Annotated in this window: 19 protein-coding genes and 1 pseudogene; 9 read left to right on the top strand and 11 right to left on the bottom strand. The window is 72.3% G+C overall.

What is annotated here, in order from left to right:
• Positions 1-52: 52 nt before the first annotated feature.
• A complete protein-coding gene (locus tag ACWD11_RS13610) occupies positions 53-1,438 on the top strand; it encodes an aldehyde dehydrogenase family protein (protein ID WP_451283018.1) in 1,386 nt (461 codons plus the stop codon).
• A 14-nt stretch (positions 1,439-1,452) separates the two neighbouring features.
• The gene (locus ACWD11_RS13605; RefSeq protein ID WP_451283016.1) at positions 1,453-2,535 is read left to right on the top strand and encodes a Zn-dependent alcohol dehydrogenase; all 1,083 of its coding nucleotides are present in this window, start codon (positions 1,453-1,455) and stop codon (positions 2,533-2,535) included.
• 19 nt (positions 2,536-2,554) lie between these two features.
• Here ACWD11_RS13605 and ACWD11_RS13600 read toward each other — a convergent pair whose 3' ends face one another.
• The 3 genes from ACWD11_RS13600 to ACWD11_RS13590 form a co-directional block, all read right to left on the bottom strand.
• Positions 2,555-3,595 carry a DMT family transporter gene (locus ACWD11_RS13600; RefSeq protein ID WP_451283014.1) on the bottom strand — a complete coding sequence of 347 codons (1,041 nt, stop codon included), beginning with the start codon at positions 3,593-3,595 and terminating at the stop codon, positions 2,555-2,557.
• A 76-nt stretch (positions 3,596-3,671) separates the two neighbouring features.
• Positions 3,672-4,382 carry an ArsR/SmtB family transcription factor gene (locus ACWD11_RS13595; RefSeq protein ID WP_451283012.1) on the bottom strand — a complete coding sequence of 237 codons (711 nt, stop codon included), beginning with the start codon at positions 4,380-4,382 and terminating at the stop codon, positions 3,672-3,674.
• A 132-nt stretch (positions 4,383-4,514) separates the two neighbouring features.
• On the bottom strand, positions 4,515-5,156 hold the full coding sequence (locus ACWD11_RS13590; protein ID WP_389419427.1) for a TetR/AcrR family transcriptional regulator: 642 nt from the start codon (positions 5,154-5,156) through the stop codon (positions 4,515-4,517).
• Positions 5,157-5,231: 75 nt separating this feature from the next.
• On the opposite strand from ACWD11_RS13590, the gene ACWD11_RS13585 reads away from it, so the two are divergent.
• From ACWD11_RS13585 to ACWD11_RS13575, 3 genes are all read left to right on the top strand, one after another.
• On the top strand, positions 5,232-6,383 hold the full coding sequence (locus tag ACWD11_RS13585) for an acyl-CoA dehydrogenase family protein (RefSeq protein ID WP_451283010.1): 1,152 nt from the start codon (positions 5,232-5,234) through the stop codon (positions 6,381-6,383).
• A gap of 87 nt (positions 6,384-6,470) precedes the next feature.
• Entirely contained in the window at positions 6,471-6,716 is a 246-nt protein-coding gene (locus tag ACWD11_RS13580; protein ID WP_389419426.1) for a YiaA/YiaB family inner membrane protein, read from the top strand.
• A gap of 73 nt (positions 6,717-6,789) precedes the next feature.
• On the top strand, positions 6,790-7,413 hold the full coding sequence (locus tag ACWD11_RS13575; protein ID WP_389419425.1) for a TetR family transcriptional regulator: 624 nt from the start codon (positions 6,790-6,792) through the stop codon (positions 7,411-7,413).
• 10 nt (positions 7,414-7,423) lie between these two features.
• Here the strand turns inward: ACWD11_RS13575 and ACWD11_RS13570 are convergent, their stop codons facing one another.
• Complete coding sequence (locus tag ACWD11_RS13570) at positions 7,424-7,885, bottom strand: MaoC family dehydratase (RefSeq protein WP_389419424.1); 462 nt, start codon at positions 7,883-7,885, stop codon at positions 7,424-7,426.
• Between the two features lie 101 nt (positions 7,886-7,986).
• On the opposite strand from ACWD11_RS13570, the gene soxR reads away from it, so the two are divergent.
• A complete protein-coding gene (gene soxR, locus ACWD11_RS13565) occupies positions 7,987-8,463 on the top strand; it encodes a redox-sensitive transcriptional activator SoxR (protein WP_389419423.1) in 477 nt (158 codons plus the stop codon).
• A 52-nt stretch (positions 8,464-8,515) separates the two neighbouring features.
• Here soxR and ACWD11_RS13560 read toward each other — a convergent pair whose 3' ends face one another.
• From ACWD11_RS13560 to ACWD11_RS13540, 5 genes and pseudogenes are all read right to left on the bottom strand, one after another.
• A complete protein-coding gene (locus ACWD11_RS13560) occupies positions 8,516-9,583 on the bottom strand; it encodes an RNA ligase (ATP) (RefSeq protein ID WP_451283007.1) in 1,068 nt (355 codons plus the stop codon).
• A gap of 90 nt (positions 9,584-9,673) precedes the next feature.
• Entirely contained in the window at positions 9,674-10,399 is a 726-nt protein-coding gene (locus ACWD11_RS13555; RefSeq protein WP_451283005.1) for a 3-keto-5-aminohexanoate cleavage protein, read from the bottom strand.
• A 54-nt stretch (positions 10,400-10,453) separates the two neighbouring features.
• Positions 10,454-11,059: a hypothetical protein gene (locus ACWD11_RS13550; protein WP_389419420.1), complete on the bottom strand. Its 606-nt coding sequence runs from the start codon at positions 11,057-11,059 to the stop codon at positions 10,454-10,456.
• Positions 11,060-11,344: 285 nt separating this feature from the next.
• Positions 11,345-12,667 (bottom strand): annotated as a pseudogene (locus ACWD11_RS13545) (serine-threonine protein kinase).
• A gap of 81 nt (positions 12,668-12,748) precedes the next feature.
• A complete protein-coding gene (locus ACWD11_RS13540) occupies positions 12,749-13,993 on the bottom strand; it encodes an exo-beta-N-acetylmuramidase NamZ family protein (RefSeq protein ID WP_451283003.1) in 1,245 nt (414 codons plus the stop codon).
• A 162-nt stretch (positions 13,994-14,155) separates the two neighbouring features.
• Between ACWD11_RS13540 and ACWD11_RS13535 the strand changes: the two genes are divergently transcribed.
• The 3 genes from ACWD11_RS13535 to ACWD11_RS13525 are packed head-to-tail and all read left to right on the top strand — an operon-like array spanning position 14,156 to position 17,201.
• Complete coding sequence (locus ACWD11_RS13535) at positions 14,156-14,920, top strand: SDR family oxidoreductase (protein WP_451283001.1); 765 nt, start codon at positions 14,156-14,158, stop codon at positions 14,918-14,920.
• Complete coding sequence (locus tag ACWD11_RS13530) at positions 14,917-16,581, top strand: class I adenylate-forming enzyme family protein (RefSeq protein WP_389419416.1); 1,665 nt, start codon at positions 14,917-14,919, stop codon at positions 16,579-16,581. Before ACWD11_RS13535 ends, ACWD11_RS13530 begins: the two co-directional genes overlap by 4 nt.
• A gap of 26 nt (positions 16,582-16,607) precedes the next feature.
• Positions 16,608-17,201: a TetR/AcrR family transcriptional regulator gene (locus ACWD11_RS13525; RefSeq protein WP_389419415.1), complete on the top strand. Its 594-nt coding sequence runs from the start codon at positions 16,608-16,610 to the stop codon at positions 17,199-17,201.
• Between the two features lie 6 nt (positions 17,202-17,207).
• On the opposite strand, the gene ACWD11_RS13520 is transcribed toward ACWD11_RS13525, so the two are convergent.
• Positions 17,208-18,422 (bottom strand): acyl-CoA dehydrogenase, encoded by a 1,215-nt coding sequence (locus ACWD11_RS13520; RefSeq protein ID WP_451282999.1) that lies wholly within the window; start codon positions 18,420-18,422, stop codon positions 17,208-17,210.
• A 6-nt stretch (positions 18,423-18,428) separates the two neighbouring features.
• Entirely contained in the window at positions 18,429-19,451 is a 1,023-nt protein-coding gene (locus ACWD11_RS13515) for a phosphotransferase family protein (RefSeq protein ID WP_451282997.1), read from the bottom strand.
• Positions 19,452-19,511: the final 60 nt, after the last annotated feature.

The raw sequence follows: 19,511 nt of genomic DNA, 5'->3' as shown, positions 1-19,511 counted from the left end.
GCGCGACCGGCCCCCACGCACCCGCAGCCGCACAACGCCCGGAAGGAACCCGATGAAGGCACACGACGGCTTCTACATCGACGGAGCCTGGCACCCCGCCCCCGGCCGGGACACGATCGACGTCGTGAACCCGGCCGACGAGCAGGTCATCGGCCTCGTCCCCGCGGGAACCGCGGAGGACGTGGACACCGCCGTACGCGCCGCGCGCAGCGCACTCTCGGGCTGGGCCGCCACCCCGCCCGCCGAACGCGCGGAGCGCCTCGCCGCGCTGCGGGACGTCCTCACCGCCCGCAAGGACGAGATCGCCGAGACGGTCACCGCGGAGCTCGGCTCGCCGCTCGCCTTCTCCCAGGCGGTCCACGCCTCCGTACCGATCGCGGTCGCGGGCTCGTACGCCGAGCTCGCGGCGACGTACGCCTTCGAGGAGAAGGTCGGCAACTCCACCGTCCTGCACGAGCCGATCGGCGTGGTCGGCGCGATCACCCCCTGGAACTACCCGCTCCACCAGATCGTCGCCAAGGTCGCCCCCGCGCTCGCCGCGGGCTGCACGGTCGTCCTGAAGCCGGCCGAGGACACCCCGCTGACCGCCCAGCTCTTCGCCGAGGCGGTGCACGAGGCCGGGGTGCCGGCGGGCGTCTTCAACCTGGTCACCGGTCTCGGCGGGGTCGCGGGCCAGGCCCTCGTCGAGCACCCGGGCGTCGACCTGGTCTCCTTCACCGGTTCCACCGCCGTCGGCCGGCAGATCGCCGCGACGGCCGGCGCCGCGGTCAAGAAGGTGGCCCTCGAACTCGGCGGTAAGTCCGCCAACGTCATCCTGCCGAGCGCCGACCTCGCCAAGGCGGTCAACGTCGGCGTCGCCAACGTCATGTCCAACTCCGGCCAGACGTGCAGCGCCTGGACCCGCATGCTCGTGCACACCTCCCAGTACGACGAGGCGGTCGCCCTCGCCTCCGCCGCCGCCGCGAAGTACGGCGAGCGCATCGGCCCGGTGGTGAACGCGCGGCAGCGCGAGCGGGTGTGCGGCTACATCGACCAGGGAGTCGTCGAGGGCGCCCGGGTCGTCGCGGGCGGCACCGAATCCCCGCGCGAGCAGGGCTACTTCGTCAGCCCGACGGTCTTCGCCGACGTCACCCCCGAGATGACGATCGCGCAGGAGGAGATCTTCGGGCCGGTCCTGTCCATCCTGCGCTACGAGGACGAGGACGACGCCCTGCGCATCGCCAACGGCACCGTCTACGGCCTCGCGGGCGCGGTGTGGGGCGACGAGACGGAGGCGGTGGCCTTCGCCCGCCGGATGGAGACCGGCCAGGTCGACATCAACGGCGGCCGCTTCAACCCCCTCGCCCCCTTCGGCGGTTACAAGCAGTCGGGCGTCGGCCGGGAGCTCGGCACGCACGGTCTCGCCGAGTACCTGCAGACCAAGTCCCTCCAGTTCTAGAGGAGTTCACCGCCATGGTTCGCGCCGCTGTCCTGCCCGCCGTGGGCGCTCCGCTGGAGATCGCCGAGATCGACCTGCCGGACCCGGGCCCCGGCCAGGTCCGCGTCCGGCTCACCGCCGCGGGCGTCTGCCACTCCGACCTCTCCCTGTCCAACGGCACGATGCGCCTGCCCGTCCCCGCCGTCCTCGGTCACGAGGGCGCGGGCACGGTGGTCGCGGTCGGCGAGGGCGTCACCCGGGTGGCGCCGGGCGACGCGGTCGTCCTCAACTGGGCGCCCGCCTGCGGCAGTTGCCACGCCTGCGGCCTGGGCGAGGTCTGGCTGTGCGCCAACGCCCTGAGCGGCGCCGCCGCTGTCTACGCCCACCGCGCCTCCGACGGCACCGACCTCCACCCGGGCCTGAACGTCGCCGCGTTCGCCGAGGAGACGGTCGTCGCGGAGTCCTGCGTCCTGCCCGCCCCCGACGGCGTCCCGCTCACCGAGGCGGCCCTGCTGGGCTGCGCGGTGCTCACCGGCTACGGCGCCGTCCACCACGCCGCGCAGGTGCGCGAGGGGGAGACGGTGGCCGTGTACGGCGTCGGCGGAGTGGGCCTCGCCGCGCTCCAGTCGGCCCGGGTCGCCGGCGCCTCGCGGATCGTGGCGGTGGACGTCTCCGCGGCCAAGGAGGAACTGGCCCGGGCGGCCGGGGCCACCGAGTTCGTGATCGCCTCGGAGAACACCGCCCGCGAGATCCGGGGCCTGACCGGCAAGCAGGGGGTGGACGTGGCGATCGAGTGCGTGGGCCGCGCGTCCACCATCCGCACCGCCTGGGACTCCACCCGGCGCGGCGGCCGTACGACCGTGGTCGGCATCGGCGGCAAGGACCAGGTGGTCACCTTCAACGCCCTGGAGATCTTCCACTGGGGCCGCACCCTCTCCGGCTGCGTCTACGGCAACGCGGACCCTGCGCGGGACGTCCCGGTGCTGGCCGAACTCGTCCGCGAGGGTCGCCTGGACCTCGGGATGCTGGTGACCGAACGGATCGGCCTGGAGGGCATCCCGGCGGCGTTCGACAACATGCTGGCGGGCAAGGGCGGCCGGGCGCTGGTCATGTTCTGAGGGCCTGGGGGGCGCCGGTTCAGTCGGTCCCGGCCCGTCCGGCGGCGGGCGACGAGGCCGGTTCAGAACCGACCGGGAGCCCGGGGACGACACCCTCGGCGCTCCCGGCGTCCTCGGTGCTGCCCGTGTCCTCAGCGCTCCCGGCGTCCTCCGTGCTCCCCGCGTCCTCCGCGCCCGAAGACGGCCGCGACCGCGACACCGCCACCCCCAGCAGGCACAGCGCCCCGCCCACCAGTGTCAGCGCCCCCGGCACCTCGCCCAGCGCCAGCCACGACATCAGCACGACCAGCGCGGGCACCGCGTACGTCGTCGCCCCCATCCGGCCGGCGGTCGTCCGCGCCAGGGCGTACGCCCACGTCGTGAAGGCGAGCGCGGTCGGAAAGACGCCCAGGTAGACCATGTTGAGCGTGGCCGACACCGGCGCCTCGGCCGCTTCCGTGACCAGCTGACCGGCGAACGGCAGGCACAGCACCGCGCCCACCAGGCATCCGAACGTCGTCACCTGCAAGGGGCTCGCATGCGTCAGGGCCGGCTTCTGCGCGACGACGCCCCCGGCGTACCCCACCGCCGCCAGCAGGCACAGCACCACACCGAGCAGCGACGAGCCGCCCCCGCCTGACATCGACAGCCCCACGGTCACCGCCCCCGCGAAGGACACCGCCATCCCGGCCAGCAGCCGCGGCGGCATGACGTCCCCGAGCAGCCGGGCCCCGAGCAGCGCGATGAGGATCGGCCCGATGTTCACCACCAGCGCCGCCGTACCGGCGTCCACCTGCTGCTCGCCCCAGTTCAGGGCCACCATGTAGAAGCCGAACCACAGCAGCCCGGATATCCCGATCCCCCGCCACGCCGGCCGGGGCGGCCATCCCGCGCGCCGGACGAGGCAGATCGCGCCGAGCACCAGCGCCCCCGCCAGCAGCCGCCCCAGCGCCAGCGCGCCCGGCGAATACGCGGCACCCGCGCTGCGGATCGAGACGAAGGCCGAGGCCCACAGGACGACGGTGACGGTGGCGGCACCGGCGGCGAGCAGGTCGGTACGGCGGTGGGCGGCGTTCATCATGCTCCAGAGGCTAGGCGGGCCGTTCTCCGAGGGCTCGCGGATTTCGGACGGGGGGTGCGGTGCCCTGCCGGGGCGCTCAGCGCAACGCCGTCGCGTCCATCCCCAGCAGTTCGGCCAGCGCCCGCTCCCCGGCCGCCGTCACCTTCACCGCCCGCTCGGACCCGATCCGCACGCACCACCCCGCCTCCAGCGCATGCCGGCACACCGCCGCGCCCGCGACCCCCGCCAGATGCGGACGCCGCTCGGTCCAGTCGAGGCAGGCCCGCGCCAGCGGCCGTCGGCTCGCCCGGTCCAGCCGGATCCCGGCGGAGTCAAACCACGCCACCCCCGCGTCCGTGAGCGCGAACCCGGTGTCCTGCCGCAGCAGCCCGCGCGCGGTGAACGCGTCGGTCACCGCGATCCCGAGCCGCCCGGCCAGATGGTCGTAACAGGTCCGCCCGCGAGCCATCGCCGACCCGGCACCGGACTGCCGCAGGGTCCGCGGCCGTACGACCGCCTGGGGCGCCACCTGCGCGGCCAGGTCCTCCACCAGCTGCGCGGCCCGGGCATCGGCGAGCCGCACATACCGGTGCCGCCCTTGCCGCTCCTCGACGAGCAGCCCACCGGCGACGAGCTTGCCCAGATGCTCACTGAGCGTGGACGCGGCCACCCCCGCATGCCGGGCCAGCTCCCCGGCGGTCCAGGCCCGCCCGTCGAGCAGCGCGAGCAGACAGACGGCCCGGGTCTCATCGGCGATGAGAGAGGCCAGCCGAGCCAGATGAGGCGCGCGGGGATCACGGTCGGTCATGACAACCAGGATGGGGCCCGAGCACTTCGGTCACGACCGAACCGGGGGCACTGGAACTCCTCAAGGGGCGCGGGGCAGTGTCGACATGCGGCTCCGCCGCGTGGGCGCGACCAGCCCCCACCGCCCCGCAGATCAAGACGACCGGACAACCCCTTCGTACTGCCGCTCCAGCCCTTCCAGCAGCGCAGCCAACCCCGTCTCGAACGCCCGCTCGTCGATCTTCTCCTGCCGCTCGGCAAGAAGATGCGCCTGCCCCAGATGCGGATAGTCCGCGGGGTCGTACGCACTGACGTCGTCGACGAATCCGCCCGCGAACGACCCCAGCGCGGACCCCATGATGAAGTACCGCATCAGCGCCCCGATCGACGTGGCCTGTGCCGGCGGCCACCCCGCCGCCACCATCGCCCCGTACACCGCGTCCGCGAGCCGCAGCGCGGCCGGCCGCCGCCCGGGCCCGCGGGCCAGGACGGGCACGATGTTCGGATGGTCCCGCAGGGCCGCCCGGTAGGAGACCGCCCAGTCGTGCAGCGCGGTCCGCCAGTCCCGCCCGTCCTCGAACATCGACAGATCGACCTGCGCGCTCACCGAGTCCGCGACCGCCTCCAGGATCTGGTCCTTCGTGCGGAAGTGGTTGTACAGGGACGGCCCGCTCACGCCCAGCTCCGCGGCGAGCCGCCGGGTGGAGACGGCCGCGAGGCCCTCGGTGTCCACGAGCACCCGCGCCGTCTCGACGATCCGGTCGGTGCTCAGCAGGGGCTTGCGCGGTCGGGCCATGGCGCACATAGTAGGGCTGCACAGAAACTAGCAGTGCTAATTTAAATGTACGGCTTTCCATTGGGGTGACTCGGTATGAACCTGGAGCTCAGCGAGGAGCAGACCGCCGTACGGCAGCTCGCCCGGGACTTCGTGGCCCGCGAGATCGCCCCGCACGTCGTCGCCTGGGACCGGGCCGAGGAGGTCGACCGGGGCATCGTCAATAAGCTCGGCGAGGTCGGCTTCCTGGGCCTGACCGTCGACGAGGAGTACGGCGGCTCCGGCGGCGACCATCTCGCGTACTGCCTGGTCACCGAGGAGCTGGGGCGGGGCGACTCCTCGGTGCGCGGCATCGTCTCGGTCTCCCTCGGGCTGGTCGCCAAGACGATCGCCGCCTGGGGGAGCGAGGAGCAGAAGCGGCAGTGGCTGCCGGGCCTGACCTCGGGCGAGCAGGTCGGCTGCTTCGGCCTCACCGAGCCGGGCACCGGCTCCGACGCCGGCAACCTCACCACCCGGGCGGTCCGGGACGGCGGGGACTACGTCATCAACGGCACCAAGATGTTCATCACCAACGGCACCTGGGCCGATGTCGTCCTGCTCTTCGCCCGCTCCACCGACGCCCCCGGCCACAAGGGCGTCTCCGCCTTCCTGGTGCCGACGGACACCCCCGGACTGTCCCGCCGCACCATCCACGGCAAGCTCGGCCTGCGCGGCCAGGCCACCGCCGAACTCGTCCTGGAGGGCGTGCGGGTGCCCGTCTCCGCCCGGCTCGGCGAGGAGGGCAAGGGCTTCTCGGTCGCCATGTCGGCGCTGGCCAAGGGGCGGATGTCGGTGGCCGCGGGGTGCGTGGGTCTGGCCCAGGCCGCGCTGGACGTGGCGGTGCGGTACGCGGGGGAGCGGGAGCAGTTCGGCAAGACGATCGCCCATCACCAGCTCGTCCAGGAGCTGATCAGCGACATCGCCGTGGACGTCGACGCCGCCCGCCTGCTGACCTGGCGGGTCGCCGACCTCATCGACCGGGGGCAGCCCTTCACCACCGAGTCCTCCAAGGCCAAGCTCTTCGCCTCGGAGGCCGCGGTCCGCGCCGCCAACAACGCCCTCCAGGTCTTCGGCGGCTACGGCTACATCGACGAGTACCCGGCGGGCAAGCTGCTGCGCGACGCCCGGGTGATGACCCTCTACGAGGGCACCAGCCAGATCCAGAAGCTGGTCATCGGCCGCGCGCTGACGGGTGTCTCCGCCTTCTGAGGACGACGGCTGAGGGCGATGACTGAGTACGTCGGCTGAGTACTTCGGCGGATGTGGCGCGGCCCACGTCCGCCGAAGCTTGTCCCCATGAGTGACACACCGGTCAAGCAGAACACGGCCGCCTTCTACGGCCAGTCCGTCGCCTCGTTCGCCGTCGCCATGGCGGCCACCGCCATCGGCATCTACCAGCTGGAGGCCGACCCCTGGGTCCGCGCCTTCCTCGGCATAGCCGTCCTCTACCTGGTGACCTCCGCCTTCACCCTCGCCAAGGTCATCCGCGACCGGCAGGACGCGTCGACGGCTCATTCCTACAGCCCGTTCGAAAAGCTCTGAACGGCTGCTCTAAGCGCCCGCTCACCGTCGGCGGTATGGTGGTCCCTCTGTCATCGAGAGGGGCGAGCGAGCGATGAGTACGGCGGAGGAGACGGCCGGCGGCGAGGGGTCGGCGTGGGGCGAGGTCACGCCCGACGCGGCCCGGCGACTGCTGATCGCCGCGGTGGAGGCCTTCGCCGAGCGTGGCTACCACGCCACGACGACCCGGGACATCGCGGGCCGGGCCGGGATGAGCCCGGCGGCGCTCTACATCCACTACAAGACCAAGGAAGAGCTGCTGCACCGGATCAGCCGGATCGGGCACGAGAAGGCGCTGGAGATCCTGCGCACGGCGGCGGCGGGCGAGGGCAGCGCGACCGAGCGGCTCGCGAACGCGGTGAGCTCCTTCGTCCGCTGGCATGCCGGCGGCAGGACGACCGCCCGGGTGGTGCAGTACGAGCTGGACTCGCTCGGCCCCGAGGCCCGCGCCGAGATCCTCGCGCTGCGCCGGCAGGTCGACGCCGAGGTGCGGGGCATCATCGAGGACGGGGTGGCGTCCGGGGAGTTCGACGTGCCGGACGTCAAGGGCACCACCCTCGCCATCCTGTCGCTGAGCATCGACGTGGCGCGCTGGTTCAACGTGCAGGGGTCCCGGACCCCCGACGAGGTCGGCGAGCTGTACGCCGACCTCGTACTGCGGATGGTGGGCGCGAAGTAGGCCCCGGCGCCTACAGGTAGTAGCGCGCGACGGACTCGGCGACGCAGACCGGCTTGTCGCCGCCCTCGCGCTCCACGGTGAAGGCGACGGTCACCTGGACACCGCCGGTGACGTCGTCGACCCCGGCGATCCTCGCGGTGGCGCGCAGCCGGGAACCGACCGGGACGGGGGCCGGGAAACGGACCTTGTTGGTGCCGTAGTTGACGCCCATCTGCACGCCCTCGACCTTCAGCAGCTGCGGACCGAACAGGGGCAGCAGCGACAGGGTGAGGTATCCGTGGGCGATGGTCGTCCCGAACGGGCCGGCGGCGGCCTTCTCGGGGTCGACGTGGATCCACTGGTGGTCACCGGTCGCCTCGGCGAACAGGTCGATCCGCTTCTGGTCGACCTCCAGCCAGTCGGTGTACCCCAACTGCTCGCCGACCGCCGCCTTCAGGTCGTCGACGGAGGTGAAGCTCCTCGGTTCTGCCATGTCCCTGGCCTCCCAAAAGTCTAAGCGACTGCTTAGCATGCTCGGGTGCGGGCTCCCTGTCAACGGACCTGCCGTCCGCCGGGGTGGGTAGGCTCCGAGGGGTGCCCCAGATTCCCGAGAAGATCCACGAGCTCACGGTCGGCCAGCTCGCCGCGCGCAGCGGCGCCGCCGTCTCCGCCCTGCACTTCTACGAGGCCAAGGGCCTGATCACCAGCCGCCGCACAACGGGCAACCAACGCCGCTACGGCCGGGACACGCTGCGCCGGGTCGCCTTCATCAGGGCCGCTCAGCGGGTGGGCATCCCGCTGGCCACCATCCGCGACGCGCTCGCCGAACTCCCCGAGGGACGCACCCCGACCCACGAGGACTGGGCCCGCCTCTCGGAGTCCTGGCGCGCCGAACTCGACGAACGCATCACCCGCCTGAACCGCCTGCGCGACCACCTGACCGACTGCATCGGCTGCGGCTGCCTCTCGCTGGACACCTGCGTCCTGTCCAACCCGGACGACGCCATCGGCGAACGCCTCACCGGTTCCCGACTCCTGGCGGAACGCCGGGCCGGGGCCAAGAAGGACTAGGCCCTCTCGTACGGATCACCCCGGCTCGTACGGATCACCCCGGCGTCGCGGGTCACTCGTACTCCGTGCCGCCCTTCCGGGTCAGGTACGCCGGGCTGACCGCCTTCGCGATGGCCCGGCCGCCGGTCACCGGGCTGTACCGCTCCACGGCGGGCCGTATCACCACGCCCTCCCGCAGATGCAGCTCACGCCCGGACACGGTCTCCCGGCCGCTCGCGATTTCCAGCACCCGCGCGCTGTCGTACGGCCCCTCGTGCAGCCGGGGTACCAACGGCAGCGCGTCACCGACCAGTTCCGCGGCGTCCAGCCACCGCACCGAACCGTCGATCTCCGCCGCCACGTCGAACACGGCGTACCCCAGGGACTCCCGCCGGCCGTCGGCCCCGTACGTCAGGTCCTGGACCCCCGCCCCGTACACCTCACCGAAGATCCCGACCCGCCGCGCCCCCAGCCGCTCCGCGACCCGGGCCGCCGCCTCGGCGACCCGGTGCCCGTGCACGGCCCGCCAGTACAGATTGCGCGGATCCTCCTTCAGCGCCAGCGACTTGGCACCGAAGCCCTTGGAGGACACGTACACCCGGGACTCCTCCGCCACATACGTCACCAGGCACGCCGACCCGTGCAGCTTCTCCGTCAGCACCACCGGCTCACCCGTGGCGAAGATCTCCGGGTACCGCTGGATGTTCTCGATGTCCACCCACGGCAGCAGCTCCGGCGCCGACTCCACGTCCCCGGACATCGACGGCGGTATCGGCGGCACCCACTTGGTGATCCCCAGCCGTTCCGCGAAGTCGGTACCGTCCGCCGCCGCCCGCACCAGGTCCACGTCCGCCAGCGCCGAGGGCCGGCACACGATCCCCTGCGACAGCTCCCCGCGCAGCCGAACCGCCTTCACCCGGTCCGCGGTGCCGCCCGCCAGCCGCCCCGTCAGCCCCAGTTCCTCGATCAGCGCGGCCGGCAGCACCGACTGCTCGGGGATGTACACGGCCGCCTCGCCGCTGCGATAGGCGCCCTTCGCCACCACCGCCCGGTACAGGCCCACCTGGGCCAGTTCGAGGGCGTCGGCGTTCGGATGCTCATGGACGGTCAGCACTTCGGCGGTGACGCGCAGCGTCGACATCGGTGACTCCCGGGTTCTTGCGGTCAGTTGGGTCTCATCGCCTCCAACTGTCCGGAGGGGAAAGGTGTGGAGCCACTCAATTAGGACCTGTTAACGTCCCGGGGGGTACTCGATCAGGCTCTGGGTGACCAACTGGGCGTTGGATGAGGCCCGTTCGCCGGACGGGAGCAGCAGCGTGTCCTCCAGGCCCACCCGGGTCGACAGCCCCAGCCGCGCCGCGAGTCGCAGGACCGGCCACGCACCGCCGTCCTCACCGTGCAGCAGCACCGGTCGGCCGAAAGCGGACCCCAGCTCCGCCAGCAGACTCCGCGCACTGGCCTCGGCCGTCTCCGGGGAGGTGTCCGTCACCTCCGCCAGCACCCGCAGCACCTTCGGCCCGAGCGGCGAACGAGCGAACCGGGCGGCCCCGTCGGTCCCCGACCAGACACCGGCCTCCACCCCGACCCCCCGGTCGATCAGGGCCGACGCGACCTCCTCCGCCCCCGGCTCGTGCCAGTTGACCGAGGCGTGATCCGGCAGCACCGTCCAGGACCGGACCCGGGAGACCCGTACCGCGGGATCCGGCTCCGCCCACGCACCCGTCGTCACCCCGACGGGCACCGGCACCCGCGCCCTGATCGCCTCCAGCGTCGCCGCCACGATGCGCGGGGACAGGCTGTCCCGGCCGCAGGGCGTCTTGGGATGGACATGCACATCCGTGGCACCGGCGGCCACGGCCACGGCCTCGGCCGCGGACTCGGCCATCGCCTCCGGTGACAGCGGCACCGACGCGCCGTCGGCCGCCGACCGGGCTCCGTTCAGACAGACCTGCACCATGCCGGAATCATCTCTCGGGTGGGGGTGCGGCATCCCCGTCGCACCCCCGTCGTACTAGGCCGTCATCAGCAGCCGACGTTCGCGCCGGGCGGCCGCCAGGGCCTCCGGCGTCAGCACGGGACGCGGGACCACGATCCCGCAGCTCGCGCAGACCGGGCCCGAGGAGGGTTCATGGGCCAGGTCGTACTTCCAGGTCAGCCGCTCCCCGCCGCACACCGGGCACTCTTCCCCCGGGTCGCGCTCCAAGGCGGAGATCAGCCGGCGCAGCACCTCGGCCAGCGGCTCACGGGGGTGCACCCGCGGGTCGTCGCACCACGCCACTCCGAAACCGCCCCAGGTCAGCCGGTGCCAGTCGTCGACACTCCCCGGCCTGCGCAGTCCGTCGTGCTTCTCCTTCTTGCGCCGGTGGGCGAATTCGACCTCGTAGGCGAGCCAGACCGAACGCGCCTCCTCCAACTCCTCCAACGCGGCCACGAGCCGCGCCGGATCGGGGGACCGGTCCTCCGGACCGAACCCGGCCCGCGAGCACAAGTGGTCCCAGGTCGCCCTGTGCCCGTAAGGGGCGAACCGTTCAAGGCACTTGCGCAGCGAATAGCGGCGTAGCGCCAGATCACAGCGCGGGTCTCGTACCTGTCTCGCCAGACTCCGGAAACCGGCCATCGCCCTGCACCTCCGTCACACGTGCACCTGTACTTCGGTCACTTCGGCGTCGCGCCGCACGGACTTCGTGCGACGTTGACGAATAGACGTATCGACACGCGATTCGGCTCCATCCGTTGTGCGATGGTCCCCAACAGCCGGTCCGCGTGCTTCCCCCGCACCGCACTCGACACACTGAGAACTCCCGGCGGATTGCACGGGTTCCAGGAGACGGCATCCGTATGCATACTCATTCCGGTCTTTTGCCGCCACCGGTCCTTTTCCGCCGCTTTCCCGGGCGGCGGATCAGCGCACGCGGCCCGCCGCCAGCACCAGCCGGGCCAGCTCCGGGTGCACGATGTCGCTGTGCGCCCCGGCCGGCGGACCCCCGCGCCGGACCACCGCGGCGGCGTCGACGTTCACGCACCCCGCCGTGGGCAACGGCCCGCGCAGCGCCTCGGCGAGCTTGAGATGCCGGGTGCCGGGCACCGCCTGCACCCCGTCGAAGCCCAGCGCGCCCCACTTGGCGCCCAGCGCCCGGCCGACGTCGAATCCGTGGAACTCCCGGTCGTGGCCCGCCATGCGCGAGGCCAGCGGATACATCGTGCCCAGGGCGTCGTCGTGCCGGGAGAAGCAGCACACCAGAGGCCCGTCGATACGGTGGTGCTGCCCCTGGAGCACTCCGCCCCCGCGCGCGTCGTGCGGCAGCCTGGCCGAGAAGGCGTAGTGCGAGAAGGCCCCTTGGAGCAGCGTCACGGACTTCACCGTCCGCACCCCCTGGGGCAGCCCGCGCAGCGCGAACGACACCAGCCGCCCGCCGAAGCTGTGCCCGACCAGATGCACCCGCACCCCGGGCGACCGCGCGGCGAGCTGTCCGATCACCCTGCCCAGGCCCCGCTCGCCCACCGTGCCCGCCCGCCGCTTCATCGCGAAGTACGTGGCCTGCCGCAGCAGTTCATGCGCCCCCTCCCAGGGGCCGGGCAAGGTGAAGGAGGCGTCCGGGGCGGCGTCCGGCGACTCCAGCCACGCGAGCGCCCGCGCGAACTCCTCGCACCGCCCGGCCGCGGTCCCGTCGAACATCACCGGCGCGTCCTGCGGCGCGCCCTGCGCCAGCGTGTCCGCCGCGAACAGCGTCTGCGGGCCCGGCGGGACCAGGTCGACCAGCAGCCGCACCAGCCGCCCGAACTCCTCCAGTTCGGCCTCCTCGCGCGACCGCCGCTCCAGCAGCCGGGCGAGCCGGTCGATCACGGTCGCCCGCCCGGGGAACGTCTCCAGCAGCGCGTGCCGGGTGTCCTTGTCGAGGGCCGGGCGCGGAGCGAGTTCGGCCGCCACGGCGCGCGGGAAGTCGGGGATCGGCTCGTCCGCGAACCGCATCGCCGGCCACACCACGCCCACGTAGCCGACGCGGGCACCCGGCGCGAGGCTGGGGACCGGTGCGAAGAAGCGGTCGTAGAGCCGCGTCGCCCCCGGGCGGTCGTTGTTTCAGCCGTGCGCGAAGACCAGCAGATCCCGCACCCCGTGCCGGGCGGCTCCGGCGAGCAGCCGGTCCCGGGCGCGGGCGTCCGGATCCCCGTCCGCGTCGAAGACCAGTTCCCAGTAGGGGGATACGCTCACTGCCGGTCGTGCCATGACGGACTCCTCCGTCCCCCGTGGCGGTGCGATGTGGGCGTATCGTCCCGCCACGGGGCGGAGTTGGCCATACGGCACGGGTCACCGGTAGAGGAGGTGTTCCTTTCGCATCCTCCGGAACGCGGCCAGTTCCTCCTGCCAGCCCGCCACCACCTCGTCGGTGCTCGCGCCCGCGTCGATCGCGGTGCGGACCTGGGTGGAGCCGGTGAGCCTGTCGATCCAGTTGTCGGGGCGCCAGGCGAAGCCCGGGAAGGTCCGCCTGGCGGTCACCAGGAGACCGATCCCGGTGCGGACGGGGTCGTAGGCGGCCCGGTCGTGGACGTGGACCTGCACCCCGCCGACGGTCTTGCCCTGGAACTTGGAGAAGGTCGGCGTGAAGTACGCCTCCCTGAAGTGCACGCCGGGCAGGCCGAGTTCGTTGGCCGCGGCGGCCCAGCGGCGGTCGATGCCCTCCGCGCCGAGGAGTTCGAAGGGGCGGGTGGTGCCCCGGCCCTCCGAGAGGTTCGTGCCCTCGAAGAGACAGGTGCCCGAGTAGACGAGGGCGGTGTCGGGCGTCGGCATGTTCGGGCTCGGGGGGACCCAGGGCAGTCGCGCGGCGTCGAAGAACTCCGAGCGCCGCCAGCCCGTCATCGGCACGGTCTCCAGGGGGACCGGGGTGGCGAGGAACTCGGCGTTGAACAGCAGGGCCAGCTCGGCGACCGTCATGCCGTGCGCCTGCGCGATCGGCTGCCGGCCGATGAAGGTGGCGAACTCCTTGTGCAGGACCGGGCCCTGTGCGGAGCGGCCGGTGACCGGATTGGGGCGGTCCAGCACGACGAAGCGCTTGCCCGCCAGCTGCGCCGCCTCCATGCAGTCGTAGAGCGTCCAGATGTACGTGTAGAAGCGGGCGCCCACGTCCTGGATGTCGAAGACGACCGTGTCGACGCCGGACGCGGTGAAGATGTCGGCGAGGGGCCGGCCGCTCTTGAGGTACGTGTCGTAGACGGGCAGGCCGGTGGCCGGGTCGTCGTAGCGGCCTTCCGAGCCGCCTGCCTGGGCGGTGCCGCGGAAGCCGTGCTCGGGCCCGAAGACGGCGCTCAGGTTCACTCTTTCGTCGGCGTGCATGACGTCGACGATGTGGCGGGCCTCCCGGGTGATGCCGGTCGGGTTGGTGACGATGCCGACGCGTTGGCCGTCCAGGACGGCGTATCCGTCGGCCACCAGGCGTTCGAAGCCGGTGTGCAGCCTGCGGCCGCCGGTCTCTGCGGCGGCCGCGGTGGTCGTGGTGGTGGCGGTGGCCGCCAGGGCCGGGGTTGCGGCTAGGAGAGTTCGTCTCGTGAAGCGCATGGACGGCACCGTAGGGGTTGGCGCGGCTGTTCGTAAGCTGCGGCGGAGCCGCAAATCCGTCCCGCCCCGCGCCCCCTGCCCGGACGCAGCCGCACCCTTCCTTTGTTACATACCGACTGGTTAGTCTGTCCGTGCCGACCGAGCCGCAGTCGAAGGAGACCGATGGTGGAAGCCTTGCAGGATGCCGGAGTCGTTGTCACGGGAGCGGGCGGAGGCATCGGGGCCGCTCTCGCCCGGCGGTTCGCGGGGGCCGGGGCCCGGGTCGTCGTGAACGACCTGGACGCCGGCAAGGCCGAAGCCGTCGCGCAGGAGATCGGCGGCATCGCCGTACCCGGTGACGCCTCCGCGGTGATCGGGGCGGCCCAGGACGCCCTGGACGGGGTCGTCGACGTGTACTGCGCCAACGCCGGCGTCGGCTCCGGCGGGTCCGAGGCCGCCGGGGAGGACGTATGGGCGCTCGCCTGGGACGTGAACGTCATGGCTCATGTCCGGGCCGCCCAGGAACTCCTCCCGGGCTGGCTGGAGCGGGGAAGCGGGCGGTTCGTCTCCACCGTGTCCGCCGCCGGCCTGCTCACCATGATCGGGGCCGCGCCCTACAGCGTCACCAAGCACGGCGCGTACGCCTTCGCCGAGTGGCTGGAGCTGACCTACCGGCACCGCGGGATCAAGGTGCACGCCATCTGCCCGCAAGGAGTACGCACCGACATGCTCACCGCCAGCGGCAGCGCGGGCGACCTGGTCCTCCAGCCGACCGCCATCGAGCCGGACGACGTGGCCGACGCGCTCTTCAAGGGCATCGCCGAGGACCGGTTCCTGATCCTCCCGCACCCCGAGGTCGCCGGGTACTACCAGGGGCGGGCCGCGGATCCCGAGCGCTGGCTCGGCACCATGAACCACATCCAGCGCAAGTGGGAGGCCACGCGATGAGCGCCTCCTACGCCGACAAGCCCTGGCTCGCCCTCCTCGACGACGCCCAGCGCGCCCCGATCGACCCCGACGACTCCCTGGTGCACGCCCTGCGCCGGGCCACCGCCGAGCATCCGGACCGCGACTTCCTCGCCTACTTCGACGGCCGGCTCTCCTACCGCGAGGCCGACGCGCTGAGCGACTCCGTCGCCGGGCACCTGGCCGCGCGCGGGCTGGAGCGCGGCGAGCGGGTGGCCGTCCTGCTGCAGAACTCCCCGCTCTTCGTGCTCGCCGTGCTCGGCGCCTGGAAGGCGGGCGCGACCGTCGTGCCGGTCAACCCCATGTACAAGTCGGGGGAGATGGCACACGTCCTGCGGGACGGCGAGGTGGCCGCGCTGATCTGCTCGGACCGCGCCTGGCAGACGTACCTGCGCGAGACCGCCGCCGACTCGCCGGTGCGGATCGTGCTCACGGGCTGCGAGCTGGACTTCCAGACCCGGGGCGACGAGCGGGTGCTGAACTTCGAGCGGCTGCCGCAGGCCGCCGACGCCGACGACCTGACGGCCGTCGCCCGCGCCGGGCACCCCGCTCCCGAGGGGCGCGATCCGCTGCCCTCCGACCTCGCCCTGATCAGCTACACCTCCGGCACCAGCGGCGCCCCCAAGGGCGCCACCAACACGCACGGCAACATCATGCACAACGCCGAGCGGCAGCGGACCGGGCTGCCGCTGCCCGAGGCGCCGGTGTACTTCGCGCTGGCCCCGCTGTTCCACATCACCGGCATGGTCTGCCAGTTCGGCGCCTGCCTCAACAGCGCGGGCACCCTGGTGCTGGCGTACCGCTTCGAGGCCGGTGTCGTGCTGGACGCGTTCGCCGAGCACCACCCGCACTACACCGTCGGCCCGTCGACCGCCTTCATGGCGCTGGCCGCCCACCCGGCCGTGACCCGGGAGCACTTCGCATCCTTCCGGATCATCTCCTCGGGCGGCGCGCCGCTGCCGCCCGCGCTGGTGGAGAAGTTCCGGGCCGGCTTCGGGCCGTACATCCGCAACGGCTACGGCCTCACCGAGTGCACCGCGCCCTGCGCCGCCGTGCCGCCCGCCCGGGAGGCGCCGGTCGACCCGGCCTCCGGGACGCTCGCGGTGGGCGTGCCCGGCCCCGACACGCTCGTGCGGATCGTCGACGACGAGGGCGCCGAGGTGCCCATCGGGGAGCAGGGCGAGATCGTGGTCAGCGGGCCGCAGGTGGTCCCCGGGTACTGGCGGCGGCCCGAGGCCACCGCGGAGACCTTCCCGGGCGGTGAGCTGCGCACCGGTGACATCGGGTTCATGGACCGCGAGGGCTGGTTGTACGTCGTCGACCGCAAGAAGGACATGATCAACGCGTCCGGGTTCAAGGTGTGGCCGCGCGAGGTCGAGGACGTGCTGTACACCCATCCGGCGGTACGCGAGGCGGCCGTGGTCGGGGTGCCCGACGGGTACCGCGGGGAGACCGTGAAGGCGTACATCAGCCTGCGGCCGGGCGCCGAGCCGGACCCGGATGAACTGGCGGTGTACTGCAAGGAGAGACTGGCCGCCTACAAATACCCGCGCCAGGTGGAGATCCTGCCCGACCTGCCGAAGACGGCGAGTGGGAAGATCCTCCGGCGGGAGCTGCGCTCCCGCGCGCACGACAGCCAGTGAGAACTCGAAAGGCAGGTGGCGGCACAGTGCCCAGGACGACGGACGCGGACGGCACCCCCGTCCCGCAGCGGCTGCTGGCCGCCGCCACCCGGCTCTTCGCCGAGCAGGGCTACGACCGGACCTCGGTGCAGGAGATCGTGGAGGCGGCAGGCGTCACCAAGGGGGCGCTGTACCACTACTTCGGCTCCAAGGACGACCTGCTGCACGAGGTGTACGCGCGCGTGCTGCGCGTCCAGCAGGAGCGTCTGGACGCCCTCGCGGGCGCCGACGAGCCGGTGGAGAAGCGGCTGCGGGCCGCGGCGGCCGACGTCGTCGTCACCACGATCGACAACCTCGACGACGCGTCGATCTTCTTCCGCTCGATGCACCATCTGAGCCCCGAGAAGAACAAGCAGGTGCGCGCCGAGCGCCGGCGCTACCACGAGCGCTTCCGCGCGCTCGTCGAGGAGGGCCAGCAGGCCGGGGTCTTCTCCACCGCGACCCCGGCCGACCTGGTGGTGGACTACCACTTCGGCTCCGTCCACCACCTGTCGACGTGGTACCGCCCCGACGGGCCGATGAGCCCCCAGGAGCTGGCCGACCATCTGGCCGACCTGCTCCTGAGGGCACTCAGGCCGTAAGGGTCCTCACCGGTACTTCTTCAGCTCCCGGCGCGCCAGCGACCGCTGGTGCACCTCGTCCGGCCCGTCCGCGATCATCAGCGTGCGGGCGCTCGCGTACAGCTCGGCCAGCGGGAAGTCCTGGCTCACCCCGCCCGCGCCGTACAGCTGGATCGCGCGGTCGATGATGTCGACGACCGCGCGCGGGGTAGCGATCTTGATGGCCTGGATCTCGGTGTGGGCGCCCCGGTTGCCGACGGTGTCCATCATCCAGGCCGTCTTCAGGACCAGCAGGCGCAGCTGCTCCACGGTGACCCGCGCGTCCGCGATCCAGTTGTGCACCACGCCCTGCTGGGCCAGCGCCTTGCCGAACGCCGTACGGTCCACCGCCCTGCGGCACATCAGCTCGATCGCCCGCTCGGCCATGCCGATCAGCCGCATGCAGTGGTGGATACGGCCGGGCCCGAGGCGGGCCTGCGCGATGGCGAAGCCGCCGCCCTCCTCGCCGATGAGGTTGGCCACCGGCACCCGCGCGTGGTCGAAGTCCACCTCGGCGTGGCCGCCGTGCGAGTGGTCCTCGTAGCCGAAGACCTGCATGGCGCGCCGGACGGTCACGCCCGGGGTGTCGCGCGGGACGAGGACCATCGACTGCTGGCGGCGGGGGTCCTCGCCGTCCGGGTCCGTCTTGCCCATCACGATGAAGATCTTGCAGTCCGGGTTCATCGCCCCGGAGATGTACCACTTGCGGCCGGTGATGACGTACTCGTCTCCGTCCCGCTCGATGTGGGTGGTGATGTTGGTGGCGTCGGAGGAGGCCACCTCGGGCTCGGTCATCGCGAACGCCGAGCGGATCTCACCCGCCAGCAGCGGCTCCAGCCACTGCTTCTTCTGCTGCTCGTCGCCGAACTGGTACAGCACCTCCATGTTGCCGGTGTCCGGCGCCGCGCAGTTCAGCGCGGTCGGCGCCAAGTGCGGGGAACGGCCGGTGATCTCGGCGAGCGGGGCGTACTGCAGGTTGGTCAGTCCGGCGCCGTACTCGGTGTCCGGGAGGAAGAGGTTCCACAGGCCCTGCCGGCGCGCCTCGGCCTTCAAATCCTCGACCACGGCCGGGGTGTCCCAGGGCGAGGCCAGCGCGGCGCGCTGCTCCTCCGCCACCGCCTCGGCCGGATACACGTACTCGTCCATGAAGGCGAGCAGCTTGCCGCGCAGCTCCTCGGTGCGTGCGTCGAACGCGAAGTCCATGTGCCGTCAGCCTTCCTGAAGGGTGGTCAGACCGTGCTCGATGAAGACCGGGACCAGGTCGCCGATGCGGTCGAAGCCGCGTCCGACCGTCTGGCCCAGGGTGTAGCGGTAGTGGATGCCCTCCAGGATCACGGCGAGCTTGAACCAGGCGAACGCCGTGTACCAGGAGACCGCGGAGACATCGCGCCCCGAGCGCGCGGCGTACCGCTCGATCAGCTCGGCCGGATCCGGGTGCCCCGGGGCCTCGGCGGTGGTGGAGACGGGGGAGTCGGGCATGTCCAGCGGCAGGCTGTACATCACCAGCAGGCCCAGGTCGGTGAGCGGATCGCCGAGGGTGGACATCTCCCAGTCGAGGATCGCCTTGATCCGGTCGTCGCTGCCGATCAGGACGTTGTCCAGGCGGTAGTCGCCGTGGATCACCGTCGGCGCGGGGGAACCGGGCAGCCGGCGTCCGAGGGTGGCGTGCAGTTCGTCGATGCCGGCCAGGTCACGGTTGCGGGAGGCGTCCAACTGCTTGCCCCAGCGGCGCAGTTGGCGGTCGAGATAGCCCTCCGGGCGGCCGAAGTCCGCGAGGCCCACCTCGGCGGGGTCCACCGCGTGCAGGTCGACGAGCGTGTCCACCAGCCCGAGCACCGCCTGCCGCGTGCGTTCGGCACCCAGCGGGGCCAGTTGGCCCGCGGTGCGGTACGGGGTGCCCTCGACGAACTCCATGACGTAGAAGGACGCCCCGAGTACGTCCTCGTCCTCGCACAGCAGCACCGGCTCCGGCACGGGGACGTTCGTCGGGTGCAGCGCGCTGATCACCCGGTGCTCGCGCTTCATGTCGTGCGCGGTGGCGAGGACATGGCCGAGCGGAGGCCGCCGTACCACCCAGCGGGCGGTGCCGTCCGAGACGGCGTAGGTGAGGTTCGACCGTCCACCCTCGATCAGCCGGCCGGTCAGCGGGCCGTGCACCAGGCCGGGGCGCTCGCGCTCCAGCAGGGCGCGCAGCCGGTCGAGATCGAGTCCGGGCGGGTGGTCGGGGCTCATCGGGGCTCCTACGGGCAGGTGAACGAGTCCCGACCAATGATGCCGACCGGTCGGTATGTC

The sequence above is a fragment of the Streptomyces sp. NPDC002776 genome, from assembly GCF_053592195.1.
This window is presented reverse-complemented; position numbering and strand designations above follow the sequence as displayed.